This window comes from Nitrospirillum iridis, from assembly GCF_014205765.1.
GTDB lineage: Bacteria > Pseudomonadota > Alphaproteobacteria > Azospirillales > Azospirillaceae > Nitrospirillum > Nitrospirillum iridis.
In genome coordinates this window covers 1-20,714 of record NZ_JACIIZ010000005.1, presented here as the reverse complement: position 1 = coordinate 20,714, position 20,714 = coordinate 1, and the positions used below count along the sequence as shown (strand labels likewise).

Below are 20,714 nucleotides of genomic sequence, written 5' to 3'. Positions count from 1 at the left end.
GCCGGCACGGAAAAGTCGCCATTATCCGTTACTAGAGTTGTAGTGCCGCCAAAGGCTACAAATCCCTTGATGCGCCATGTTCGGCAATCTTCGGTAAAGATTTGGTCTATGTCTTCGCCAATCAAGGTGTATGGATAACTATCAGCGATCCACGCTTTTTTGACGCTTCCGTCGACATTTATATAGACATAGTTAACCAATGTCTCGCCAAGCTGCAACAGCAGGGCACGTATACTTTTATTCATATTAAGTAACCACCCGGACAGCCAATATGATCAGATTGCCGCCCTGGCAGGGCGACTGAAAGCATGCGGCTATGGTCGGTCAGGGGGTTTTCTGACTGGTAACGCGCCGGCAAGCGCGAGACCTCCCTGCCAGTGGCGGTCTAACGCCTACACTACGGCAATGATTGCGGATATTTCCACAAAAATACACGCATCTGGAGCGTTAACGCCACGTATACACGCCAAGATTGACTACTTGGGTATTCATGGTGCAGCCGTCATCCTGCCATCACGGCAGAAAATCAATCGGGGAAGTCATCTGCCGCGGCGCCTAGCGCCTTGCCCAGATCACTCGCCAAGGCCGAGGCCGCCCGAAAATGACCAGCCGCCACCAACTTGGTGAGGATCTGCGCTTTTTCGGTCAGCTGCCCGGCGCGTTCTTCGACAGATCCGCTTGGCGGCGGTATGAGGTCGCGAGCATGGCAGCCAAGCGCGTCGGCGATCCTCACCATCCATTGCAGGCTTAGACCCAGCTTGCCGCTTTCCAGCTTGTGAACCTGGCCAGACGATGTCCCCAGGGCGTGCGCCAGCTCCTCTTGGGTCTGGCCTGCACGCTGGCGCATCTCGCGAATTCGGTTTTCAGGCGGTGTTTGCATGGTGCCGCCATGATGAAAATCGAACGCCGTTCGCGCCACGCATGCCATGGCAGAAACACCTAGGAGGGCGCCAAGGCACGCCATGCAATTTTGCCGCAGCCATGTAATTTTGCGGCGGATCGCGAAATGCAATCAAATTGTGTTGCCAAGAAAATTGCGTTGTGCAATTTCTGTTAGGCCGGTCGTTTCCTCCCTGTTCACCACCGGCCCCGGGGCACGCCTTCCCGGGCACTCCCCGGGGGTGAGCCCCACCCCCGGGGGATTTTCTCCCGATCCCGGAGGGCTGAACATGTCCCGCCTTGAAATCCAGACCATGATGTATTGGCGCCACGCCCATCTCGCGAGCCACGAACATAGCTTTCTCCTGGCCATCCGGGGCTTCGACTACCTGGACAAGCTGGCGGGCGCCGCGTCGGTCACCCCCCGCTTACGCGCCGCCGCCGCCAACCACATTGGCGTCGCCGCGCGGGGCCGGGGCTTCGGCAATGCGCTGGGCCTGGAAAAGGCCGCCCTTGAAAAGGCGCAACGAGTGGCCTGCGGCGCTCCCCGCGCGATCTAACCCAAGGAACCAGAAATGACCGCTGTAATTCCCTTCAGCTTTGAAGGCGCCAACGTCCGCGTTTTGGATCGCGAGGGCGCCCCCTGGTGGGTGCTGTCCGACGTGTGCCGTGTGCTTGAGATTGGCAACACGTCTGACGCTTCACGGCGTTTAGATCCTGATGAGCGGGATACCCTCGACAATATCGAGGGTATCGCCCGGGCGCAGGTTCAGCAGTTGACCGTGATCAACGAAAGCGGCCTCTACAGCCTGATCCTGACCAGCCGCAAGCCGGCGGCTAAGCGCTTCAAGAAGTGGGTGACGGCCGAGGTCCTTCCCAGCCTGCGCCGCACCGGGCGCTATGAGATGGGGCAAGCGGCGCGCCCCCTGCCGCGCATCGTGCTGACGGATGAGGATTATCGGAAGCGGCTGATGGTCGTGACATACCTGCGCGTGCACGGCCCGCTCGCGGCACAGCGCTATTGGCGGGATATCGGTCTGGCGACGGCCAGCCCGCCGCCGGAAATTCCATCCGCGCCCGGGGCATCGGCGCTGAACATGGCGGAATGGTGGCGGGGCATGGCGGATGGCGGCATGACCGCATCCGAAATCGGCGCCGCGTCAGGGGTCAATCCCCGGGTGGTGCAATACTCGCTGCGCATGGTCGAGCGGCTGATCGATCCCGCAAAGCGGGCGCTGGAAGAAGGCAAGATCAATCCCTACCAGGCCCGCCACATGAGCGCCGGCAACGAGGAACAACAGGCGGCCATCCTGGCGCTGATCCAATCGGGCGTGGCGCTGACAGGCGATCAGATCGCCACCTACTTCCGGGTGCCAGCCGATGAAGGCGCCGCCGGGGGCACCCCATGACCGCCGAAATCTCCCAGCTGGGGCAGCGCCTCAAGGCCGCGATGGACGCCAAGGGTTTGGGTATCCGGCCCCTGGCCCGCGCGGCAGGCCTCGCGTCGCACGCCAGCATCGGCGCAGTCCTGCGCGGCGCCACCCCAGGCTTGGACCTGGACACCCTGCGCAAGCTGGCGCCCGTGCTGGACGTCACCCTTGGTCACCTGACCGGGGATGCGGACCTTGCCAGCCCGGGGGCGGCGGGGGCGGAGGAACCGGACAGCGGCGTGCGGATGATCCCGCTGGATCGGCTGATGCCCAGCGCCCTGAACCCCCGCAAGGTGTTCGACGTGGACGCCTTGGAGGAACTGGCGGACAGCATGGCCGCGCAGGGCCAGCTGCAAAACCTGACCGCGCGCCCGCATCCCGACAGTGTCGGATACTTTGAAGTCTTCATCGGCGGACGGCGCCTGCGCGCCGCTACCATCCTGGTGGAGCGCGGTACCTGGCCGGGCGATCACGCCATGAAGGTGGACATCCGCCCCGCCACGGACAAGGACGTGCTGGCCATCGCGGCGATGGAAAACATAGACCGCAAGGACATGCACCCGTTGGAGGAAGGGCAAGCCTTCCTGGACATGCTCGCCGCCGGATGGACCAAGGACGAAATCGGCCGGATGTTCAAGGGCCGCACCCCCCGGTGGGTGGAACTGCGGATGCAGATGGCCCGCGACCTGACCGAGGCCGTCAAGGACCTGTGGCTGGACGGCGACGGCGTCAACCTGGAAATGGCCCGCGAACTGATGCGCCTGCCGGCGGATCAGCAGGAATATCATGCCATGCGGATCGGGATGGGCGCCGATGGCTATGCCACGGCGGTGGACCTGCGCGACCGCATCGCGGAACACGCCGCCGCCATGGCGCCGCAGCTGCCCATGGTAGAGCCCGGCGGCCTGCTGGACGCGTTGGGGCTGGGCCATCCGCAGCCGACCACCTTGGGCGCCAACGCCCCGGAACGCCCACCCTTTCTGCAGGCGATGCGGGATCTACGGGAAGACCTCGTCCAGCGCCACGCATACGCGAAGCCGGACCCCGCACCGACTACCCCAGCCTTCCAGCGCGGTGACGTCCAGATGGCTGCCGCCCCGGTACTGCCGGGCCCATCGCTAATGTCCCCCCAGCACCGCGACTATGTCGACCGGGTGAAGACCCAGGCGTTGCAGATGACCGTATTCGCGCATACGCGCATGGCAATGGTCTTGGCGTGCGTCGGGATGATGGGCAACGACCCGGCCATCCTTCTGCGCAGCGGCAGCCCAGGCAGCCGTAGGGCAGTGCACCCCACGTTGGCCGAAGCGCTGGAAAGCCAACGTACCCATCGCTCAACCCTCACCGCCGCCATGGCCCCAGTCCGGGCGGAAGCCGAGGATGGGCGCGTAGCGCGGTCCGATGCGGCGGCGGACCTGGTGCGCGCCCTGCTGGACCTTCCGGACAGCGATTTGCGGGTGTTGTTTGCCGCCCTTGTTGCGGCCCGTGTCTATGCCGGTGGCAACGTCGCGGGTGGGGACAGCCCTGCGGCGGTCGCGGCCTGGGCTGCGGACATGCCCCGGATGGCGGATCAATGGCAGATTGATACCCACTATCTTTCCTTGCTGGACGCGCACCGCTTGCGTCGGCTGGCCGTCACCATCGGCATGACCCAGGGTGGGCGGCATCACCGCTTCACCAGCCCTATCGCTGTTGCGGACCTGAAAAAATGGGATGCAGGCAAGCTCCGCTCCGCCATCGCGGACTTTGTTGACGCGAACGACGTTCGCACCATCCCAGCGGAATTCCGCTTTGGCACCTACGACGAAATCGCCGCCGCCATGGCGGCGGAAGCCGACGCGGCCGACGCCGTCCTGAAAGGGGGTGCGTGATGGCCAACCATCAGCAGCCCCTGCCCGGGTGCACCATCGTTGACGCCTTGAATGGATACGTGGTGCTCACCCACCGCAACAAGAGCGGCAAGGTTACGGCGAAAGCCTACCTCCCCGAACACGCCCGCATGCTGGCGGAGGACCTGACGCAGGTGGCGGATGAGATCGAGGCCGCCGAATGAGCATGCTGCTAACCCCCTATGACGACGAATTCTTCTCCTTCCACATCGCTTGCGGCTCAGGGGCTGGCGCGCGCGGCATGGCCAAGGCTCGCCAGCGTGTCGGTTTGGCGCGCGGTCGGATCGTTACCCTGGGCGGGGTTGATGTGGACCCTGCCTGCATCCGGGACTTCACACGCCGCACGGGCGTTCAGGGTACGGTGTTGGACCTGTTCCCGCGCGAGGATTACATCGCCTTCCATGGCCGCCTGCCGCCACCCGGATGGCGGGAGGCCACGGCGGAAGACTTGCGCCGCGCGGCGGGGTATCGCCGTCCGCACATCGTGTTCATCACCGCCCCCTGCAAGGGCGCATCGGGCCTACTGTCTGAAAGCAAGGCGGCGACGCCCAAGTATAAGGCCCTGAACAACCTGGCCGAAAACTGCCTGCGCCTGGTGATAGAGGCGTGGGGCGACGATCCCCCCGAGTTCATCCTGTTCGAGAACGTCGTTCGCATTTCCGTCCGGGGCCGCTCGATGCTGGACCGCATCATGGCGCGCCTGGACCAGGGCGGCTATGCCAGCGCGGAAACCAAACACTGCTGCGGCCGGCTGGGTGGATTGGCGCAGCGGCGCCCCCGCTTCCTGCTGGTGGCGCGCAACCGCGCCAAGGTGCCGGCCTTCCTCTATGAGCCGCCGATGCGCCCGCTATCGACCGTGGGCAAGGTGCTGGAACCCCTGCCGCCCCCGGGCGACTTGTCCATGGGGCTGGGGCACCGCGTTCCGGCCCTGCAATGGATCACCTGGGTACGCCTGGCATTCGTGGAGGCCGGCAAGGACTGGCGCAGCCTGAACCGCTTGGCGGTGGAAGACGGCATGCTGCGCGACTTCCGCATCATGCCCGAACGGCCTTGGAGGGACGGAACCCTTGGCGTCCATGGCGTCAATGATAGCTGCGGCACCATCACGGGCAGCGCCGGACCCTGCACGGGCGCTTTCAACGTGGCCGACCCTCACGTAATCACCAGCCGCGAGGGCACGGGCTTCCTGGGGGTCAACCCCTGGGATGGCCAGTCCGGCACCATCAGCGGCGACGCGCGCCCCAGCAAGGGCGCCTATGCCGTGGCGGATATCCGGACGCGCGACGGCAAGGCACCGTTCAAGAACGTCTATCGGGTGGTGGAGGCGGGCGAGGCCTCGCCCACCATCGGGGCCGGCGCGCGGCCTTCCGGGGGCGGCCTATGCGTCGCCGATCCGCATTTCCAGGGCAAGGAATACCAGCAATATGGCGTCCGCCGCTGGGACGGCCAGACGGGCACGGTTTCAGGCCAAAGCCTCCCGGGGCAGGGCGCCCATTCGGTGGCCGACCCGCGTTGCGCCAACTGGTCCCCGTCCGCCCACGTCAACAAGTACAAGGTGGTGGACGCGGACGACAGCGCCCCGACGGTGTCGTGCGCCGTCCAGGTGGCCAGCGGCGGCCTATGCGTGGCGGACCCCAAGGCGTGCACCAGCCATGGCGGCGGCGGCAAATATGCCGTGGTCGCGCTCGACGGGGCGGCTGGGACGGTGATCGGTGCCAGCACCACCGGCCACGGCGCCTATGCCGTGGCGGACGTCATGCCGGAATTCGCCCGCGGCGGACGCCAGCACTACACCACCGGTGGCCACTACGGGGTAAACGAATGGAACGGGCAGACCCGCGCCATCCCCGCCTACGCCAAGAACAACAACGGCGCATGGTCCGTTGCCGATCCGCGTGACGCCCAGGGCGAAGCGCCGGCAGGCCGCTTGCCGGACCCGAAAGACCGCCTTGTGTGCGTCATCCGGGCGATGGACGGCACATGGCACCGGCCATTCACCACCCTGGAACTTGCCGCCCTGCAAGGCATGGTCGACCCCGGGGAGCCGTTTGAGTTGGATGGCGCCAGCGACAGCCGGTGGCGCGAAGCCATCGGCAACGCGGTACCCGAACCGGCGGCGGAGGCCATCGGCAACGTCTTCCTTCAGCTGCTGATGCTGGTCCGCGCCGGCAAACAACAGCCCATCCGCCACACCCCCATCTGGGTCCGCCCGGTCGCGATCGGTGCGGCCCTGGACGTCCCACCCCTGTTGATTTGAGAGGATACGGCATGAGCGCATTCGCCATTCGGCAGGCCGTCAATGCTGGCGCCCAAGCGTTGGAAAACGCCGGGAACCCAGCTGACCGCGCGGTTGCTGCCGCCGTTGTCGCCGCGTTCCTGGACGCGCTGGACCCGGCCATCAGGATCAAGTTTCAGCGCCCCCTTTGCCAGCACGAGATTGACCAGTTGGGACCGTTCAAGGCGTTGGCTGAGATGGTCCGCCACACCCTCGCTTAGCCCCCACTCCCGCTGAATTGAGAGGTTTCCGCCATGACCAGCACGAGCATCAGCTTGACCACCAGCGCCACCATTTATCCGGATACGGACGATATTGCCCATGCTGTTGTCGAGGATGGCGATTTCGCCGTCGCCTGCCTCATCAACAGCCTTACCAGGGAAGGGAATGACATAGGCTTGGACTTCAAGGCCATAGCCGCAGACCTGGACGAAGACGCCAAGGCGGCCATCCGCGCCCTGGCAGCGATCATCCAAGAGGGGGATGCGCCATGATCCACGATCTTAAATGCGATGAGGCGCATTACACGGAGGTGGAGGCGGGGCGGAAAACGGCGGAGTTGCGGCGCGATGATCGCGACTATCAGGTGGGTGACCAACTCCGGTTGCACGAATGCCGGGACGGCATCCCCACCGGTCGCCGCCTGACCCGCCACGTCACCCACATCCTCGCCTCTGGTCCATATCTGACCCCAGGCTATGTCATGCTGTCGCTGTCGTCCGCGCACATACCAGAACAGATGACAACGGTCCTGCCGCCGGCCGCGCTGACCAAGCGCCAGTTGTCCGTCATGCGCCTGTTGACGGAGTGCATGGACGCCACTGGCGCCATTCCCAGCATGCAGGAAATGGCCGATGAACTGGAACTTGCGTCCCGCAGCAACGTCCACGCCATCCTGTGCCGCTTGGAGGAACGGGGCTGGATCAGCCGGGGCAGGGGCCGCGCCAATGCCATCCGGATCCTGCACCGGCCGCCCATGCCGGACTGGACGCAGCATTGGACGGTGACCAGCAAGCCCTTGCCGATCAGCGTCGCCGCGCAACTGGCGGGGAGGGCGGCGGAATGACCCCCGTGAACGAACAACGCCTGACCAGCGCGGCGGCGGATATGAGCGAGGCCATAGGCGCCGTGATCGAACGCCATAACTTGGACGCCCATGATTTCGTGATCGTCATGGCCATCCCCGTGGGCGGCGTGCTGGCGACCACCTTCCCCAACATTGATGAGCGGGAGGCGGCCCTGAACCGGTTCCGCCGATGCGTTGACGTGGCCGCCACGAACGCCGTTCGTGCCAGGGTGCCATCATGACCGTCTATGTCGACAACATGCGGGCGCAGCTGGGGCGCATGATCCTGTGCCACATGATCGCGGACACGGAGGCGGAGTTGCACGCCATGGCCAGCCGCATCGGCATGCTTCGCCGCTGGTACCAGGGCGACCACTACGACGTCAGTGCGTCGCGCCGCGCCCTGGCCGTCAAGGCGGGGGCGATCACCATCACGTGGAGGCAAGCCGCCGCCATGCGCGCCCGCCGCAAGGTCACGGGCGAGCTGGGCAAGCCGGAAGAAGCCTTCGCCTGGTACAAGGCCCATCAGGCTCACCAGGCGATTGAGCAGGGGGGAGGGCGGGCGGCATGACCAAGCGCGGCATCTTGCCGGCATCCCTTCCACCGCGAGGGCTGTCCCGCGAACAGGCGGCGGAGTACGTGGGGATCAGCGCCACAAAATTCGATCAGATGATCGAGCGCGGCGCCATGCCCCGGCCGAAGCGGATCGATGGGCGCCGGGTTTGGGACCTGATGGCCCTTGACGCCGCCTTTTCCGCGTTGCCCGATGAGGCCGGGGCGGCGATGGTGCCGCCGGCCGGCGACGTGAACCCCTGGGATGTGGATTGCGGGCTGGCGCCTGGAAAGTAGAGGGCGCGATGGTTGAATTCCGCCTGCGGGATGGTACCGGCACGGTCAAGCTGAAATACCTGGTGGAAGACGTCGACCGCCACGGCAAGGTCCGGATCTACCTGCGACGGCGCGGACACCTCAAGGTGCTGCTGACCGCCACGCCCGGGACGCCGGAATTCATGGCGCAATATCGCGCCGCCCTTGAGGGCAAGGCACCCGAGCGCGCGCCGCGCCGGAAGGGCAAACCCGCGCCAGGGGAAACCGCAGCCGCGCCAGGGACATTCCGCGCCCTGGTGGAACGGTACTATGCGACAGGCGCCTTTCGTAACCAGCTTGATCCCGGCACACAGAAGGCGCGGCGCTACTTGCTGGACGCCCTGTGTGAAAAATATGGCAAGAACCCAGCCCACCTGATGACCAGCACCCACGTGCAGAAACTGCACGACGACCGGTCGGACACCCCCGAGGGGGCGAACAACCTGTTGAAGGCGCTGAAACACCTCTTCCGCGTCGCGGTCAAGGCCGGGTGGTTGCAGACCAACCCGGCGCGCGACGTGCAGAAATTCCCTCAAGAGGGGGAGGGCTATCACACCTGGACCCTTGAAGAGGTGGCGCAATTCGAGGCTAAACACCCGATAGGCACGCGGGCGCGGCTGGCCATGGCCCTGCTGTTGTATACGGGTCAACGCCGATCAGACGTCGTTCGAATGGGTCCCCAGCACGTCAAGGACGGCTGGTTGACGATCACCCAGGCCAAGGGCGCCCGCCATAAGCCGGTGACCGTCTCAATCCCCATCGTCGCGCCGTTGCGCGAAATCCTGGACCAGACCAACACCGGGCACCTGGCCTATTTGGTGACGATGCGGGGCAAGCCCTTCGCCGTCGCCAGTTTCGGCAACATGTTTCGGGACTGGTGCCGGGAAGCCGGTCTTGACCATTGCAGCGCCCACGGCCTGCGCAAGACGGCGGCGACCCGCCTTGCTGAGCTGGGGGCCAGCGAGCATGAGATTGCCGCCATCACGGGGCACAGGACCCTAAGCCAGGTGGCGCACTACACCCGCGCGGCCCGGCAGAAGGGGCTGGCGGCCAGGGCCATGGAACGCCTGGAAGAACACGGATCGAACAAAAGTGTCCAACCTTCCGAAGCGGGTTCGAAAAGGTTGGACAAATCCAGCCGCTAACGCATTGATAAACAAGACGCGTCAGGGCGAGATGGCGACCCCGGCAGGGCTCGAACCTGCGACATCCCGCTTAGAAGGCGGGTGCTCTATCCAGCTGAGCTACGGGGCCTGCCTGGCGATCGCCGACCCTCTGGGCCGACACACCGGGGATTAGAAACGGCCGACGCGGGGGCGGTCGGCGCGGAAATTATCGGCGTAGTTCTTGGGGCGGACGATGCGGTCATTGTGGGTGATGACTTCATAGCCCCAGCCCTTGCGCTGGGCGTAGGCGACGGCCTCATCGGCGCTGTCGAAGGTCAGCTTCACCTGATTCAGGGTATCGCCCGAACTGACCCAGCCCATCAGCGGCTCCGGCCGGCGGGCGGTGGCCAGTTCATATTCCAGCAGCCAGGACTGGGTCTTGGCACGGCCGGACTGCATGGCCGTCTTGGCCGGCTGATAGATACGAACCTGCATCTCTGGAACGTCCCTGGTTGAACGAAACACCTGATGCCCGCCGTCCGGAGCACCGGGCCGACGGGCGGTTGGGAAACCCGGACGTCGCCACAAGGCGCCGGTCCGGATGATGGTCGGGGCGCCCGGATTCGAACCGGGGGCCTACGGTTCCCAAAACCGTCGCGCTACCAGACTGCGCTACGCCCCGAGACCATGCAGGGCTAGGGTTTACGTGGTTTGCCGCCATCTGGTCAATCAGGAAAGCGGCAGGTCCGACCGCAAGCCGGGCGTTGAATTCTTCCACCGTTTCGCACGTCGTTCCCCCGATCAACCGTGGCCGCCAACGGACTTGGACGTTAAATATGGGGCGGCATAGGGGGCGACCTCCGGAGGGGAGGCGCGACGGGATTGGGGACTGGGGTGCAGCCTTGGCAGGAGAGGACGCGTGACTGTGGGCTGATGCTGCACGGTGCGCTGGATCTGGCGATAGACCCCGCCCCCTTGCAGGCGGAGTTCGCCGCGCTGGATCGTGAGTTGCCGCCCGAGGCCCGTCACTATTTTGGGGCCACCGAGGGCTGGACGTCCATCGTGCTGCTGGAACGCGACCTGCACGCCTCACCCCAGGCCATGCCGGCGTTGGCCATGATGCCCGCCGTGGCCGCCCTCCTTGCCCGCGTTGATTGGAAGGTTCGCGGCTGCCACCTCCTGCGCCAGGCGCCACGCAGTCTGCTGCCATGGCATTTCGATAACCAGGCGCTGCACCTCGACGAGGCGCGCATCCTGATTCCCATCCAGGTGCCGGCGGCCGCCACCACCTGGATCGGCCATGAAGCGGTGGCCTATCCACCCGGCCATGGATGGACGGGGGATTTCGCCATCCCGCATCAGGTCGAAAATCCATCGGCGGAGCAACGCGTGGTGCTGGCCATCGATGTCGCGGTGACATCGCCCGTGAAACAACGGTTCCCGGCGGCGTTGGCGGCCGACCTGCCGCAGCGCGGCGGGGTGGCCCAAGACTGCCGCAACCTGCTGCTGGCCTGGCGGACGACCGAGGGGTGACAGATCGCCGTGCCGGCGATCCCGGACTGCCTTTTCCCCCCGCACCGCCCTTCCAGGGGCCATTCACCCGGAAATCTCGTCCGTGTGTCCGGGAGGGTACCCGGCAAATTTGACCCGGCAAGCGGAAAAATCCGCCCCCCAACCCGGTGCCCTGTGCCCGCGTCCGGTCCTGCGCGTCGGCGGCAAACCCCTTTATTTACAATAACGTGAATATCTCCCCGCGCTGTTGGCACGGTTTCTGCGGATGGCCGTCCGAACCTAACCGTCCATCAGAGGAGGTTGACGGCACCCATACCAACGGAACGCCCCGGCGATCCCGGACGGATCTTTTCCGCCAGTCCCGGCAGGAAAGGGCCGCCGCCCGGAGACGGGGACTTAGGCCCCCCCGGCAGCGGGCGGGTGGTGTTCCCGGTGGTGTGGGACCAGCAGCTTGCTCTCGCCAGAAGGATCAGACCGGCCCAAACGGCCGCCCTCCGGCAGCTCAAAAGGAGACAGATGATGTCCACTCAAGTCGCGCTTTCTTCGGCAATGCGTTCCAACCTGCTGTTGCTGCAAAACACCAACAGCTCGATCGACAAGCTCCAGACCCAACTGTCCACGGGCAACAAGATCAACAGCGCGCTGGATGGCCCCACCGCCTTCTTCGCCGCGCAGGGTCTGAACCAGCGTGCCAGCGACCTGTCGACCTTGAAGGACGCGATGGGTCAGGCCATCAGCACGATCAAGGCCGGCAACCAGGGCATCACCTCCATTCAAAAGCTGATCGACCAGGCCAAGGGCCTGACGACGTCCGCTTATTCCAACCTGGGCGACGATCCGTCCTCCATCGCGGCCCGCAAGTCGCTGGCGGACCAGTTCAACGCCATCAAGGACCAGATCGACAAGCTGGCCGGTGACAGCGGCTACGGCGGCAAGAACCTGCTGGCTGGCAGCGGCCAGACCTACGACGCCACCTCGGTGACGCGGGCGACCGTCAATTCCATCACCGGCCTGTCCAACAGCCGCGTCACCAATGTCACCACCTCGGACACCTATTCCATCCGCGTTTCCGGCACGGGCGACATCTCGGGCAGCGCCGGCGACATCGCGTCGACCGAAGACGCCCGCGGCCTGTTCGGTCTGAAGATTTCCGGCAAGCTCAGCGCGACGGCGGGCAACTTCTCCGACGTGTCGATCGAAATGCGCGGTGCCGTGGGCCAGACCCGCACGGTGGTCATCACCGAAGGCGATGAGTCCCGCTCCATCACCTTCTTTGACAACACCCAGTCGGCCAGCAACACGCTGAACACGGCCGGCAAGTCGGGTGTCCCGCAGGTCTCGCAGGTCAACATCACCGGCAACGTCGACCAGGGCGACACCTTCAACGTCACGGTCAACGGCCGGTCGTTCAGCTACACCGCCTCGGCGGGCGACGTGTCCAACGCTTCGCCGACCATCCGCCAGCAGACCATCGCCAACCACCTGCAGGCGCTGGTGGCCACCGGACTGCAGAGTTCGGGCTTCACCGTCGGCTACACCGCCAGCAGCAACAGCTTCACCATCACCGCCAGCGGCTCATTCGGCACCTCGAACAGCTTCACGCTGGGCAGCTCCGCCACCAACGCCCTGACGAAGGACATCTCGGTGTCCTTCACCTCCGGGTCGGTCGTGTCCTTCACCATCGATCGCAAGACGCTGGAGGGCCTGGGAACGGCGGGCAACGGCACCTCGACCATTGAGAAGGACGTGGATGTCTCGGTCACGGCAACCGACCTCAACGGTGTGTCCATCACCCGGTCGGGCGCCAATGATCGTGGCAGCGCCAAGCTGACCGATGGCGAGAACGCCATGTCGTTCACCACCGGCACGGTTCGTGTCAACATCGACTCCGCCAAGATCATGCAGGCGGCATCGGCCAGCGGCTTCGCCAACATGACGACGACGCAGCAGACGCCGGCCAACACCCAGAACGACCTGTCGGTGCAGTTCAACGAGACCAACACCAACTCGCTGACGGTGAAATCCACCAACGTCACCACCGATGGTCAGGGCCTGCGGCTTGACTATGCCCAGAACAACTTCCTGGATCGGTCCGACATCGACGCGGCGGTGAGTCAGCTGACCTACGCGACGAACCAGTTGCGGTCCGCCGGCCAGACGCTCAGCACCAACCTGAACGTCATCCAGACCCGCTCAGACTTCACCGACGCGTTCAATAACGTCTTGTCGGACGGCGCGGACAGCTTGGTCCAGGTCGACCAGAACCAGGCGGGCGCCCAGTTGCTGACCCTGCAGACCCGCCAGCAGTTGGGTGTCACCACCCTGTCCCTGGCAAACCAGAGCCAGCAGGCCATCCTGAAGCTGTTCTAATCGGTGACGGCGGGGATGGGTCCCGTGGCTTACCAGCCATGGGACCCGCCCCACCGCCGTCCGGCGGCGGCGCAGGAGGCTATAGGGCAACAAGAAGGGCGGTCCCTGGTGGGCCGCCCTTCTTGTTGGTGCACAGAATCGCAGGTAAGCCCGGGATCATTCCACGCCCAGAACGACCAGGCGCGCCGGCTTGCGGAAGTTCATGGTGATCATCAGCGTGGCCCGTCCCTTGATGACGTACAGGGCCTTGTCGGCCACCGCCGGCAGCGGGATGTTGCGGGACATGCAATAGCCGACCACCGCCGCCTGCAACTCCTGCTCGGCTATGGCCAACTCGCTGACCGCGCCGTTCAGTGTCACGGACAGCTTGGCGGTGACCCCGCGATCAATCGTGTAGTCCAGGCTGGTGACGTCCCCCTCGGGAAAGACATCGTTGAGCTTGCGTCGCCGCTCCGTGATGGCGGTCACCACCTCGCGGTCGGTGAAGACGATGCAGCGTAGTTCCTTCATGTGGTGGTGATCCGGCAGGCCTGGGGCGTGAACTCTACGCCAGGTGTGGTTAACCCCGCCAGTTGCAAATGCCCGGGCGCCATCCCGCCGCGCGGACGAATAAGGATAGCCGTGGCCGTTGGCGAGCAGGCTGCGGCAAATTGGCGGGAAATTGCGGTTCAGCGAATTTTTTCCCGCTGAAGCCGCCGGGTTTCGACGGCAGCGACGTGTAACTCGGTCCGTACGGGCCGTAATCCTGGTTCCGCAGTCCTCCGTCGCAACTCCAGCCCCGACCAATCCGTTCCAGCCGGTGCCGCCGGTTGTTCCCAAGGCCAAGCCGGCCCAAAGCCCTTATTCGTCTGAACAGGCAGGATTTCTCAGCAAATGAAGCGCCTTCTCGCGCCGGTGGCCGCAGCGCCCCTGTGCTTCGCCGCCCTGACCGATCTTCATGCGGCGACGACGATCTCCGGCACCCAGAGTACGGCGGTGTCGACCTCCACGTCCGGTGATCTCACCATCACCGGTACGGTAAGCCCATCCAGCGGCACGGCGGTGACGCTGGACAGCAGCAACACCATCACCAGCTCCGGCACCATATCCATCACCGGCAATGACGATACCACCGGCATCCTGGTCAAGGGTGGCAATACCGGCAGCGTCAGCCTCAGCGGCACCCTGACGCTGACCGACAGCAGCATCAGCACCACCGTTCCCCTGACCTCGGCCGAGCGGCGGTACGGCATCTGGGTGTCCGGTACCGGTGTGTTCACGGGTGACATCAGCACCTCGGCCACGCTCACCGTGCGCGGCAACGACAGCGCCGGCATCCTGATCGCCACCGAGATGGATGGCAGCCTGTCGATGAGCGGCAGCGTGTCGGTCACGGGCAACAATTCCTATGGCATCCACACCACGGCGATCACGGCCGGCACCATCCTCATCTCCGGCACGGTCAGCACGTTGGGCACGGGCTCGGTCGGCGTGGCGCTGGACGGCGTGACGGAAGGGGCGGTGGACGTCACCGGGACCATCACCTCGACCGGCTACCTGTCCACGACCCGGCCCACCACCACGGCCGGTTTCGCGGCGCTGACGGCCAATGATGAATTGCAGGGTGGCGCCGCCCTGCGCATTTCCGCGACGACGACGGGCGGTCTGTACGCGGAATCGACCTCGGTCATCAGTTCCTATGGTTCGGCGCCGGCGATCCTTGTGGGCGCCAGCACGGGCGACATGGCCCTCGGCGCCTATCCGGGGAACACCCGCGGCCTGGTGCTGGCCGGTTCCATCATCGCCAGCGGCGTTTACAATGGCTTCAGCACCACCGGCATCCAGATCGGCGGCCTGGGCGGCACCGTCGAGGTGGTGGGCGGCCTCAGCCTGTCGGGCACCCTGACCACCTTGGCGTACAAGGCGGATTCCACCGGCATCCTCGTCGGTTCGGGCGCCACGGTGACCGACATCGCCATTTCCGGCACCGTCAGCACCACCGTCTCGTCCCAGTCCTCGACGGCGACCGCCATTTCCATCGCCAGCGGCGCCACCGTCAACAGCATCAACATCGTCGGCACGGTCGCGGCGTACGCCACCGGCTATTCCGGCGCCACCACCTCGGTGGCCAGCAACGCCGTCGCCATCAAGGATGCCAGTGGCACCGTCAGCCTGATCAACAACAGTGGCATCATCCTGGCCCAGGTGTCGAAATCCACCGACAACACCGGCATCACCGGCACCGCCACGGCCCTGGACCTGAGCGCCAACACCATTGGCGTCACCATCAACAACAGCGGCACCATCACCGGTGACATCCTGCTGGGCTCGGGTGACGCCACCGTCAACCTGACCGCCGGCACCGTCACCGGCGCCCTGTCCTTCGGCAGTGGCACCAACACGCTGACCATTGATGGCGGTGCGGTTTATGTTGGCGCCCTGACCAGCGATGGCACGCTGGCCACCACGGTGACCAATGGCAAGCTGCGGGACACCAGCACCAGCACCATCAACATGCGCTCGCTGACCGTCGGCTCCAGCGGCGAGATCGACTTCACCGCCGATCCGGCCAACAACACCAACACCCTGTTCAACGTGTCGGGCACCGCCTCCCTGGCCTCGGGCACCAAGATCGGCCTGATCTTCAAGAGCAAGGTCACCGACAGCACCACCTTCACGGTGATCAAGGCCAGCAGCCTGTCCGTGGGCACCAATGACCAGACGCTGCTGGGCGATGTTTCCTACTGGTACAAGGCCAGCATCGCCGCCGACACCACCGCCGGCACCGTGTCGGTGAATGTGGCCCGCCGCTCCGCCGCCGAAGCCGGCATCACCGTGGGCGCCAGCGCGTTCAACGCGGTCTATGCCGCCTTCGACAAGGACACCCAGGTGGGCGAGGCGTTCTTCAACGCCACCAGCGCCAGCACCTTCGGCAGCCTGTATGAAAAGATGCTGCCGGACTATAATGGCGGGCCCTTCCAGTTGCTGAACCGCGGCATGATGGCCCTGGCCCGCACCGAAGCCGATCCCACCGTGGCCATGGTGGACGAGAAGCGCGGCGCCTGGGTACAGGAACTGGGCTTCGCCGTGTCACAGAACCGCGACCAGGGCCCCGGCTATAACGGCAATGGCGTGGCCTTGATGGGCGGCTATGAGAAGTCGGTGGAGAATGTCGGCATCGTCGGCCTGTCCAGCGCCTACATGATCACCGCCGTCAACGATCCGGACGCGTCCAGCGGCAACCAGGTGAAGGGCCAGGTCTTCACCGGTGGCACTTATTGGCGTGACCGGCTGGGCGGGCTGATGGCCAATGCCAGCCTGAACGCGGGCTATATCCGCTTCACCAGCAAGCGTGTCTTCACCGGCACGGATGATGACAGCACCGCGTTCGAGCGTGACGCCGACGCCCACTGGACCGGCTATCTGGGCGATGCCCATGTCGGCTTGGGGTATGAGCAGTCGCTGGGCTTCATGTTCGTGCGGCCCAACGCCTCGCTGGACTATTTCGTCCTCTATGATGGCGCCCACCAGGAAAGCAACGGCGGCAGCGCCTTCAACCTGAATATCGCCTCGCGCACGGGCCAGCAGGGCAATGCCGAGGCCAGCCTGACCTTCGGCACCCAGCTTGGTGGCGACTTCCAGTGGAAGCCGGCCCTGACCGTGGGCTGGAAGCAGGTGTTCGGCGACGGGGCGGGTGACACCACCGCCAACTTCGCCGGCGGGTCCAGCTTCACCCTGGTGCCGCAGTCCATGGTGGGCGGTGGCCCCATCGCCCGCCTCACGGTCCAGGCTGGCAACCGTTACTCCGATATCGGCCTGGAACTGGGTGGCGAAAGCCGCCATGGCTACATCGGCTACGATGCCCGCTTCGTCAGCAAGTTCCGCTTCTGACCCGGCGACGGTGTCGCCGACGACGTGATGAAGGCGGCCCTTGCGGGGGCCGCCTTCGCTTTTGGTGCGCCCAGCATGGGCGCGTTCCTGCGGGCGAGAGTCCCGTCGTAAGCTGATCACGGTCAACGAAGCGAAGCGCAACTGCATGAGGGCGACCGAATGTGGGGAGGAAGCGTGGAGCGCAACCACGGGCCGATGGACAAGAACCGGATAGAAGGCGGTGCCGACCAGGGCGAGCGGGCCAGAGACCGCGAAGCTCTCGTGATCAAGGGTCGGTGTCGTAAATCCGTCGGTTGTGTGGTGAAGGAACGCGTTCTTACCTGGGGAGATCCCGCCTTATGCCTGAAGGGGTGACGGTGTCGAACCGGAGCGGGAAGTCAGCCGAGGTCGTAGTAGTGAACCGCCCCGTCTTTACCGGAGAGTGATTGGTTCAAAGATCAAGCGGCGATATCGAGCTCGTCGTGATTTGCATAGAAGGCGCGTTCGGCTTCGGCCGGCGACCTATAGCCGATTGGGGCCAAGAGCCGGCGGTTATTGTAGCAGTCGATCCAATTCAGTGTTTCCCATTCCACCTGCGCCATGGATTTCCATGGCCCGAGGTGATGGATGACCTCCGCTTTATACAAGCCGTTGATCGTTTCGGCCAAGGCGTTGTCATAACTGTCGCCAACGGTGCCGACCGAGGCGTCGATGTCTGCCAGTGCAAGGCGTTCCGTGTATTTGATGGACAGATATTGCGATCCGCGGTCCGAGTGGTGGATTAAGGCTTTGTTCCCCGCTGGCCTTCGCTGCCAAATTGCCTGCTCGAGAGCATCAAGCACGAACTGGGTGGTCATGGTTGCCGACACTTTCCAGCCCACAATCCTGCGGGCGAAAACATCAATGATAAAAGCCACATAGACTGTTCCACTCCACGTCTGCGCACAGGTGGAATCAGAAACCCAGAGTTGGTTGGGGGCGTCAGCCTGGAACTGCCGGTTGACCTTGTCATCGGGGCATGGCCTGGACGTGTCCGGGTTGGTCGTGATGACCTTCTTGCCCCGGATAACGCCCCTCAATCCCATCTGACGCATCAGGCGTTCGACAATGCAGCGCGCCCCATGCCACCCTTCGCGCATCACGCCGTGCCCAACCTTGCGGGCGCCATAAACCTCGCGATTATCTTCCCAGAGTTGCCGAATGGCTTCCTTCAGATCAGCATCGCGCCGGGCGCGAGCGCTCGCCCTGGCAGGCGCTCTGGTCACGGCGACATGCTGATAATATGTCGACGGGGCGATCGGCAGAACCCGGCAGACCGGCTCGACCCCATGATCAGCGCGATGCGCTTCAATAAACTCAATCATTTGCGGAACGGGCGGTCGAGCTCCGCCTGCGCAAAATAGGCCGACGCCTTCTTCAGGATCTCATTGGCCTGACGAAGTTCACGAACTTCGCGCTCCAATTCCTTGATCCGCGCCTTCTCCGCCGTGGTGGCGCCAGGCTCCATCCCGCCGTCGCGACGCACTTGCTTCCACCATACGCGCAGGCTGTCCCCCGAACATCCCAGCTTGGCCGCTATCTCCCGGCAAGCCACGGATACACTCGGATAATCAGACAGATGCTCGTCCAGCATCCGAACCGCGCGCTCACGGAACTCTGGCGAGTAGGGCGATGTGTTCTTCTTCTCTACCATGACGGGCATCCTCTGAGGGTTTTACCCTCCGGTAAAGACGGGGCGGTTCACTTAACGGCTGGGGTGCGATGCGATGCCCTCATTCCAAGCGGTGCGGGGAACCAACATTCTTGTTGAGCCGAAAGGACGTTTATGCCATTTTAAAGAGAATAGTTTACCAACTTACACCAAAACGGTGAGGGTATGATGCCTGTGGTCTCACGCCCCGGGCTGCGTTGTTCCCTTACGCTCGCTCGCTCGGAGTCCCGTGAGGCGAGCGCGAGCGGCTGGCGCCTGCGTATCCGACGCGTCTATTCGCGACAGGTATACTCAATACCCCAATAATCTCTTCAATTTATTGAGAGTGGAGTTCCCATTGACTGGACCATATCCATAATGGACGACGCTCGCCCTTTTCTCCAACCGCTGTCGGCGGCACAGCTCGGCATTTGGCTGGCCCTGGAAATTGCCGAAGACACAGCCAATTACAACATCGCCGAATACATCGAGATCCACGGCCCGATCGACTCGGGACTCTTTGAAAGAGCATTGGACCAAGTCATATCCGAGAGCCAGACGCTGCATTTGCGGTTCGAAACGGGTGACGGAGGCCTGGCGCAATTCATAGGTCCGATACCGCACCGTTCTCTGGTCAAAATCGACTTTTCGGCGGCGCCGGATCCCCGGGCCGCCGCCGAATCCTGGATGCGCTCGGAGCTGAGCAGACCCATAGAGTTGAAGAGAGACCCTGCGTTTTGTTATGCCTTATTGTGCCTGGAATCGGATCACTACCTCTGGTATCAGCGCTATCATCATATCATCCAGGATGGCTACGGCGCGGCGTTGATTGCCCAGCGTTTGGCCGGCGTGTATTCGGCCCTGGCCGAGGAGCGGCGCCCGGAGGACAGCCCATTCGGATCGCTGGGGGCTCTCCTTTCCGCGGATGCGTCGTATCGCGTCTCGGACGATTTCAGGCGGGATCAAGCCTATTGGACCGCGCGCTTTGCCGATCGGCCGGAACCCGTGACTCTGGTCGAGGGGCCGCCGGCTGCGGCCTGCGGTATTGTGCGGCGCACTCTACATCCGCCAGACTCCGTTCTCGACGAATTGCGATCGGTCGCGCGCAGCGCGGGCGCAACCTGGCCACAGGTGATCATAGCGGCGATGGCCGCCTATACGCATCTCTTCACCGCGTCGGATAACATTATACTCGGCTTGCCCGTGCTGGCCCGGATCGGGGGCGCGGCGCGGCGCGTGCCGGCGATGATGTCGAACGTGTTGCCTTTGCGATTGCACGTCCGCCCCGATATGACCTTTCGGGATCTGGTCAAGCAGGCCGCGGGCGAGGCCCGACATGTCTTGCGCCATCAGCGGTATCGAAGCGAGGCGTTGCGGCGCGATCTGCAATGGGCCGGGACGCAAAGGCGCCTGTACGGCCCGAGCGTCAATATCATGGCGTTTGACTACGAACTGCGCTTCGCGGGTCACCCGACGACAACGCATAATCTTGAGAACGGCCCGATCGAGGATCTGTCGCTTTTCGTCTACCAGCGCTCGGAGACGGCAGGATTACGGTTCGAATTCAAGGCCAACGCGGCACTTTATACAGATCAGGACTTGACCGACCATTGCGCCCGGTTCCTGCAGGTTCTGTCGGCGATGGTGTCCTCGCCCGAGGCGCCGGTTGGGCGGCTGGACCTCCTTTCGCCGGAGGAGCGCCGGCAACTGTTGATTGATTGGAACGACACGGCGCATCCGGTGCCGCCGGCGACGGTGCCAGCGTTGTTCGAGGCGCAGGT

General features: G+C 64.5%; 20 protein-coding genes, 2 tRNA genes and 1 other annotated feature. Of the genes, 16 read left to right on the top strand and 6 right to left on the bottom strand.

Going from position 1 to position 20,714, the window contains the following annotated elements:
- Positions 1-526: 526 nt before the first annotated feature.
- Entirely contained in the window at positions 527-1,012 is a 486-nt protein-coding gene (locus tag FHS74_RS09690; protein WP_184799884.1) for a helix-turn-helix transcriptional regulator, read from the bottom strand.
- A 157-nt stretch (positions 1,013-1,169) separates the two neighbouring features.
- Here FHS74_RS09690 and FHS74_RS09685 point away from each other — a divergent pair, with 157 nt between their 5' ends.
- Genes FHS74_RS09685 through FHS74_RS09630 form a run of 12 tightly spaced genes read left to right on the top strand, consistent with a single transcriptional unit; the run spans position 1,170 to position 9,551 of the window.
- Complete coding sequence (locus tag FHS74_RS09685; protein WP_184799882.1) at positions 1,170-1,439, top strand: hypothetical protein; 270 nt, start codon at positions 1,170-1,172, stop codon at positions 1,437-1,439.
- A 15-nt stretch (positions 1,440-1,454) separates the two neighbouring features.
- Positions 1,455-2,288, top strand: a complete 834-nt coding sequence (locus tag FHS74_RS09680; RefSeq protein ID WP_184799880.1) for a BRO family protein — start codon at positions 1,455-1,457, stop codon at positions 2,286-2,288.
- On the top strand, positions 2,285-4,180 hold the full coding sequence (locus FHS74_RS09675; protein ID WP_184799878.1) for a ParB/RepB/Spo0J family partition protein: 1,896 nt from the start codon (positions 2,285-2,287) through the stop codon (positions 4,178-4,180). Before FHS74_RS09680 ends, FHS74_RS09675 begins: the two co-directional genes overlap by 4 nt.
- Positions 4,180-4,362 carry a hypothetical protein gene (locus FHS74_RS09670; protein WP_184799876.1) on the top strand — a complete coding sequence of 61 codons (183 nt, stop codon included), beginning with the start codon at positions 4,180-4,182 and terminating at the stop codon, positions 4,360-4,362. The genes FHS74_RS09675 and FHS74_RS09670 overlap by 1 nt, the downstream gene beginning before the upstream one ends.
- Complete coding sequence (locus tag FHS74_RS09665) at positions 4,359-6,455, top strand: DNA cytosine methyltransferase (RefSeq protein ID WP_184799874.1); 2,097 nt, start codon at positions 4,359-4,361, stop codon at positions 6,453-6,455. The genes FHS74_RS09670 and FHS74_RS09665 overlap by 4 nt, the downstream gene beginning before the upstream one ends.
- An 11-nt stretch (positions 6,456-6,466) precedes the next feature.
- Entirely contained in the window at positions 6,467-6,694 is a 228-nt protein-coding gene (locus tag FHS74_RS09660; protein ID WP_184799872.1) for a hypothetical protein, read from the top strand.
- Positions 6,695-6,727: 33 nt separating this feature from the next.
- Complete coding sequence (locus tag FHS74_RS09655) at positions 6,728-6,967, top strand: hypothetical protein (protein ID WP_184799870.1); 240 nt, start codon at positions 6,728-6,730, stop codon at positions 6,965-6,967.
- On the top strand, positions 6,964-7,539 hold the full coding sequence (locus FHS74_RS09650) for a DUF3850 domain-containing protein (RefSeq protein WP_184799868.1): 576 nt from the start codon (positions 6,964-6,966) through the stop codon (positions 7,537-7,539). Before FHS74_RS09655 ends, FHS74_RS09650 begins: the two co-directional genes overlap by 4 nt.
- Entirely contained in the window at positions 7,536-7,781 is a 246-nt protein-coding gene (locus tag FHS74_RS09645; protein ID WP_184799866.1) for a hypothetical protein, read from the top strand. Before FHS74_RS09650 ends, FHS74_RS09645 begins: the two co-directional genes overlap by 4 nt.
- On the top strand, positions 7,778-8,110 hold the full coding sequence (locus FHS74_RS09640) for a DUF4031 domain-containing protein (protein ID WP_184799864.1): 333 nt from the start codon (positions 7,778-7,780) through the stop codon (positions 8,108-8,110). The genes FHS74_RS09645 and FHS74_RS09640 overlap by 4 nt, the downstream gene beginning before the upstream one ends.
- A complete protein-coding gene (locus FHS74_RS09635; RefSeq protein ID WP_184799862.1) occupies positions 8,107-8,388 on the top strand; it encodes a helix-turn-helix transcriptional regulator in 282 nt (93 codons plus the stop codon). The genes FHS74_RS09640 and FHS74_RS09635 overlap by 4 nt, the downstream gene beginning before the upstream one ends.
- 8 nt (positions 8,389-8,396) lie before the next feature.
- Positions 8,397-9,551 carry a tyrosine-type recombinase/integrase gene (locus tag FHS74_RS09630; protein ID WP_184799860.1) on the top strand — a complete coding sequence of 385 codons (1,155 nt, stop codon included), beginning with the start codon at positions 8,397-8,399 and terminating at the stop codon, positions 9,549-9,551.
- Positions 9,552-9,583: 32 nt separating this feature from the next.
- On the opposite strand, the gene FHS74_RS09625 is transcribed toward FHS74_RS09630, so the two are convergent.
- The 3 genes from FHS74_RS09625 to FHS74_RS09615 all read right to left on the bottom strand — a co-directional run bounded on the left by FHS74_RS09625 (position 9,584) and on the right by FHS74_RS09615 (position 10,194).
- A tRNA-Arg gene (locus FHS74_RS09625) sits at positions 9,584-9,660 on the bottom strand.
- Positions 9,661-9,701: 41 nt separating this feature from the next.
- Positions 9,702-10,007, bottom strand: coding sequence for an ETC complex I subunit (locus tag FHS74_RS09620; protein WP_184799858.1), 306 nt, complete (start codon positions 10,005-10,007; stop codon positions 9,702-9,704).
- Positions 10,008-10,117: 110 nt separating this feature from the next.
- Positions 10,118-10,194, bottom strand: a tRNA-Pro gene (locus FHS74_RS09615).
- Positions 10,195-10,445: 251 nt separating this feature from the next.
- Between FHS74_RS09615 and FHS74_RS09610 the strand changes: the two genes are divergently transcribed.
- Together FHS74_RS09610 and FHS74_RS09605 are read left to right on the top strand one after the other, a co-directional pair.
- The gene (locus tag FHS74_RS09610) at positions 10,446-11,045 is read left to right on the top strand and encodes an aspartyl/asparaginyl beta-hydroxylase domain-containing protein (protein ID WP_184799856.1); all 600 of its coding nucleotides are present in this window, start codon (positions 10,446-10,448) and stop codon (positions 11,043-11,045) included.
- A gap of 498 nt (positions 11,046-11,543) precedes the next feature.
- Positions 11,544-13,394, top strand: coding sequence for a flagellin N-terminal helical domain-containing protein (locus FHS74_RS09605; RefSeq protein WP_184799854.1), 1,851 nt, complete (start codon positions 11,544-11,546; stop codon positions 13,392-13,394).
- Positions 13,395-13,550: 156 nt separating this feature from the next.
- On the opposite strand, the gene FHS74_RS09600 is transcribed toward FHS74_RS09605, so the two are convergent.
- A complete protein-coding gene (locus FHS74_RS09600) occupies positions 13,551-13,904 on the bottom strand; it encodes a hypothetical protein (protein ID WP_184799852.1) in 354 nt (117 codons plus the stop codon).
- 363 nt (positions 13,905-14,267) lie between these two features.
- Here FHS74_RS09600 and FHS74_RS09595 point away from each other — a divergent pair, with 363 nt between their 5' ends.
- On the top strand, positions 14,268-17,264 hold the full coding sequence (locus tag FHS74_RS09595; protein ID WP_184799850.1) for an autotransporter outer membrane beta-barrel domain-containing protein: 2,997 nt from the start codon (positions 14,268-14,270) through the stop codon (positions 17,262-17,264).
- A gap of 437 nt (positions 17,265-17,701) precedes the next feature.
- Here the strand turns inward: FHS74_RS09595 and FHS74_RS09590 are convergent.
- A protein-coding gene (locus FHS74_RS09590; RefSeq protein ID WP_184799848.1) for an IS3 family transposase occupies positions 17,702-18,936 on the bottom strand; the annotation gives its coding sequence in 2 pieces (ribosomal slippage) (positions 17,702-18,642 and positions 18,642-18,936; 1,236 coding nt in all).
- Positions 18,533-18,649: a sequence feature (AL1L pseudoknot), on the bottom strand. Its footprint overlaps the gene before it by 117 nt.
- Before the next feature lie 375 nt (positions 18,937-19,311).
- Between FHS74_RS09590 and FHS74_RS09585 the strand changes: the two genes are divergently transcribed.
- Positions 19,312-20,714, top strand: a 1,403-nt coding sequence (locus FHS74_RS09585; protein WP_246463035.1) for a condensation domain-containing protein, incomplete at its 3' end; no start/stop codon positions are given.

Excerpts from the sequence above, each read along its gene's own strand:
- FHS74_RS09685 (WP_184799882.1), top strand. The coding sequence starts at position 1,170 with ATGTCCCGCCTTGAAATCCAGACCATGATGTATTGGCGCCACGCCCAT.
- FHS74_RS09680 (WP_184799880.1), top strand. The coding sequence starts at position 1,455 with ATGACCGCTGTAATTCCCTTCAGCTTTGAAGGCGCCAACGTCCGCGTT.
- FHS74_RS09675 (WP_184799878.1), top strand. The coding sequence starts at position 2,285 with ATGACCGCCGAAATCTCCCAGCTGGGGCAGCGCCTCAAGGCCGCGATG.
- FHS74_RS09670 (WP_184799876.1), top strand. The coding sequence starts at position 4,180 with ATGGCCAACCATCAGCAGCCCCTGCCCGGGTGCACCATCGTTGACGCC.
- FHS74_RS09665 (WP_184799874.1), top strand. The coding sequence starts at position 4,359 with ATGAGCATGCTGCTAACCCCCTATGACGACGAATTCTTCTCCTTCCAC.
- FHS74_RS09660 (WP_184799872.1), top strand. The coding sequence starts at position 6,467 with ATGAGCGCATTCGCCATTCGGCAGGCCGTCAATGCTGGCGCCCAAGCG.
- FHS74_RS09655 (WP_184799870.1), top strand. The coding sequence starts at position 6,728 with ATGACCAGCACGAGCATCAGCTTGACCACCAGCGCCACCATTTATCCG.
- FHS74_RS09650 (WP_184799868.1), top strand. The coding sequence starts at position 6,964 with ATGATCCACGATCTTAAATGCGATGAGGCGCATTACACGGAGGTGGAG.
- FHS74_RS09645 (WP_184799866.1), top strand. The coding sequence starts at position 7,536 with ATGACCCCCGTGAACGAACAACGCCTGACCAGCGCGGCGGCGGATATG.
- FHS74_RS09640 (WP_184799864.1), top strand. The coding sequence starts at position 7,778 with ATGACCGTCTATGTCGACAACATGCGGGCGCAGCTGGGGCGCATGATC.
- FHS74_RS09635 (WP_184799862.1), top strand. The coding sequence starts at position 8,107 with ATGACCAAGCGCGGCATCTTGCCGGCATCCCTTCCACCGCGAGGGCTG.
- FHS74_RS09630 (WP_184799860.1), top strand. The coding sequence starts at position 8,397 with ATGGTTGAATTCCGCCTGCGGGATGGTACCGGCACGGTCAAGCTGAAA.
- FHS74_RS09620 (WP_184799858.1), bottom strand. The coding sequence starts at position 10,007 with ATGCAGGTTCGTATCTATCAGCCGGCCAAGACGGCCATGCAGTCCGGC.
- FHS74_RS09610 (WP_184799856.1), top strand. The coding sequence starts at position 10,446 with ATGCTGCACGGTGCGCTGGATCTGGCGATAGACCCCGCCCCCTTGCAG.
- FHS74_RS09605 (WP_184799854.1), top strand. The coding sequence starts at position 11,544 with ATGTCCACTCAAGTCGCGCTTTCTTCGGCAATGCGTTCCAACCTGCTG.
- FHS74_RS09600 (WP_184799852.1), bottom strand. The coding sequence starts at position 13,904 with ATGAAGGAACTACGCTGCATCGTCTTCACCGACCGCGAGGTGGTGACC.
- FHS74_RS09595 (WP_184799850.1), top strand. The coding sequence starts at position 14,268 with ATGAAGCGCCTTCTCGCGCCGGTGGCCGCAGCGCCCCTGTGCTTCGCC.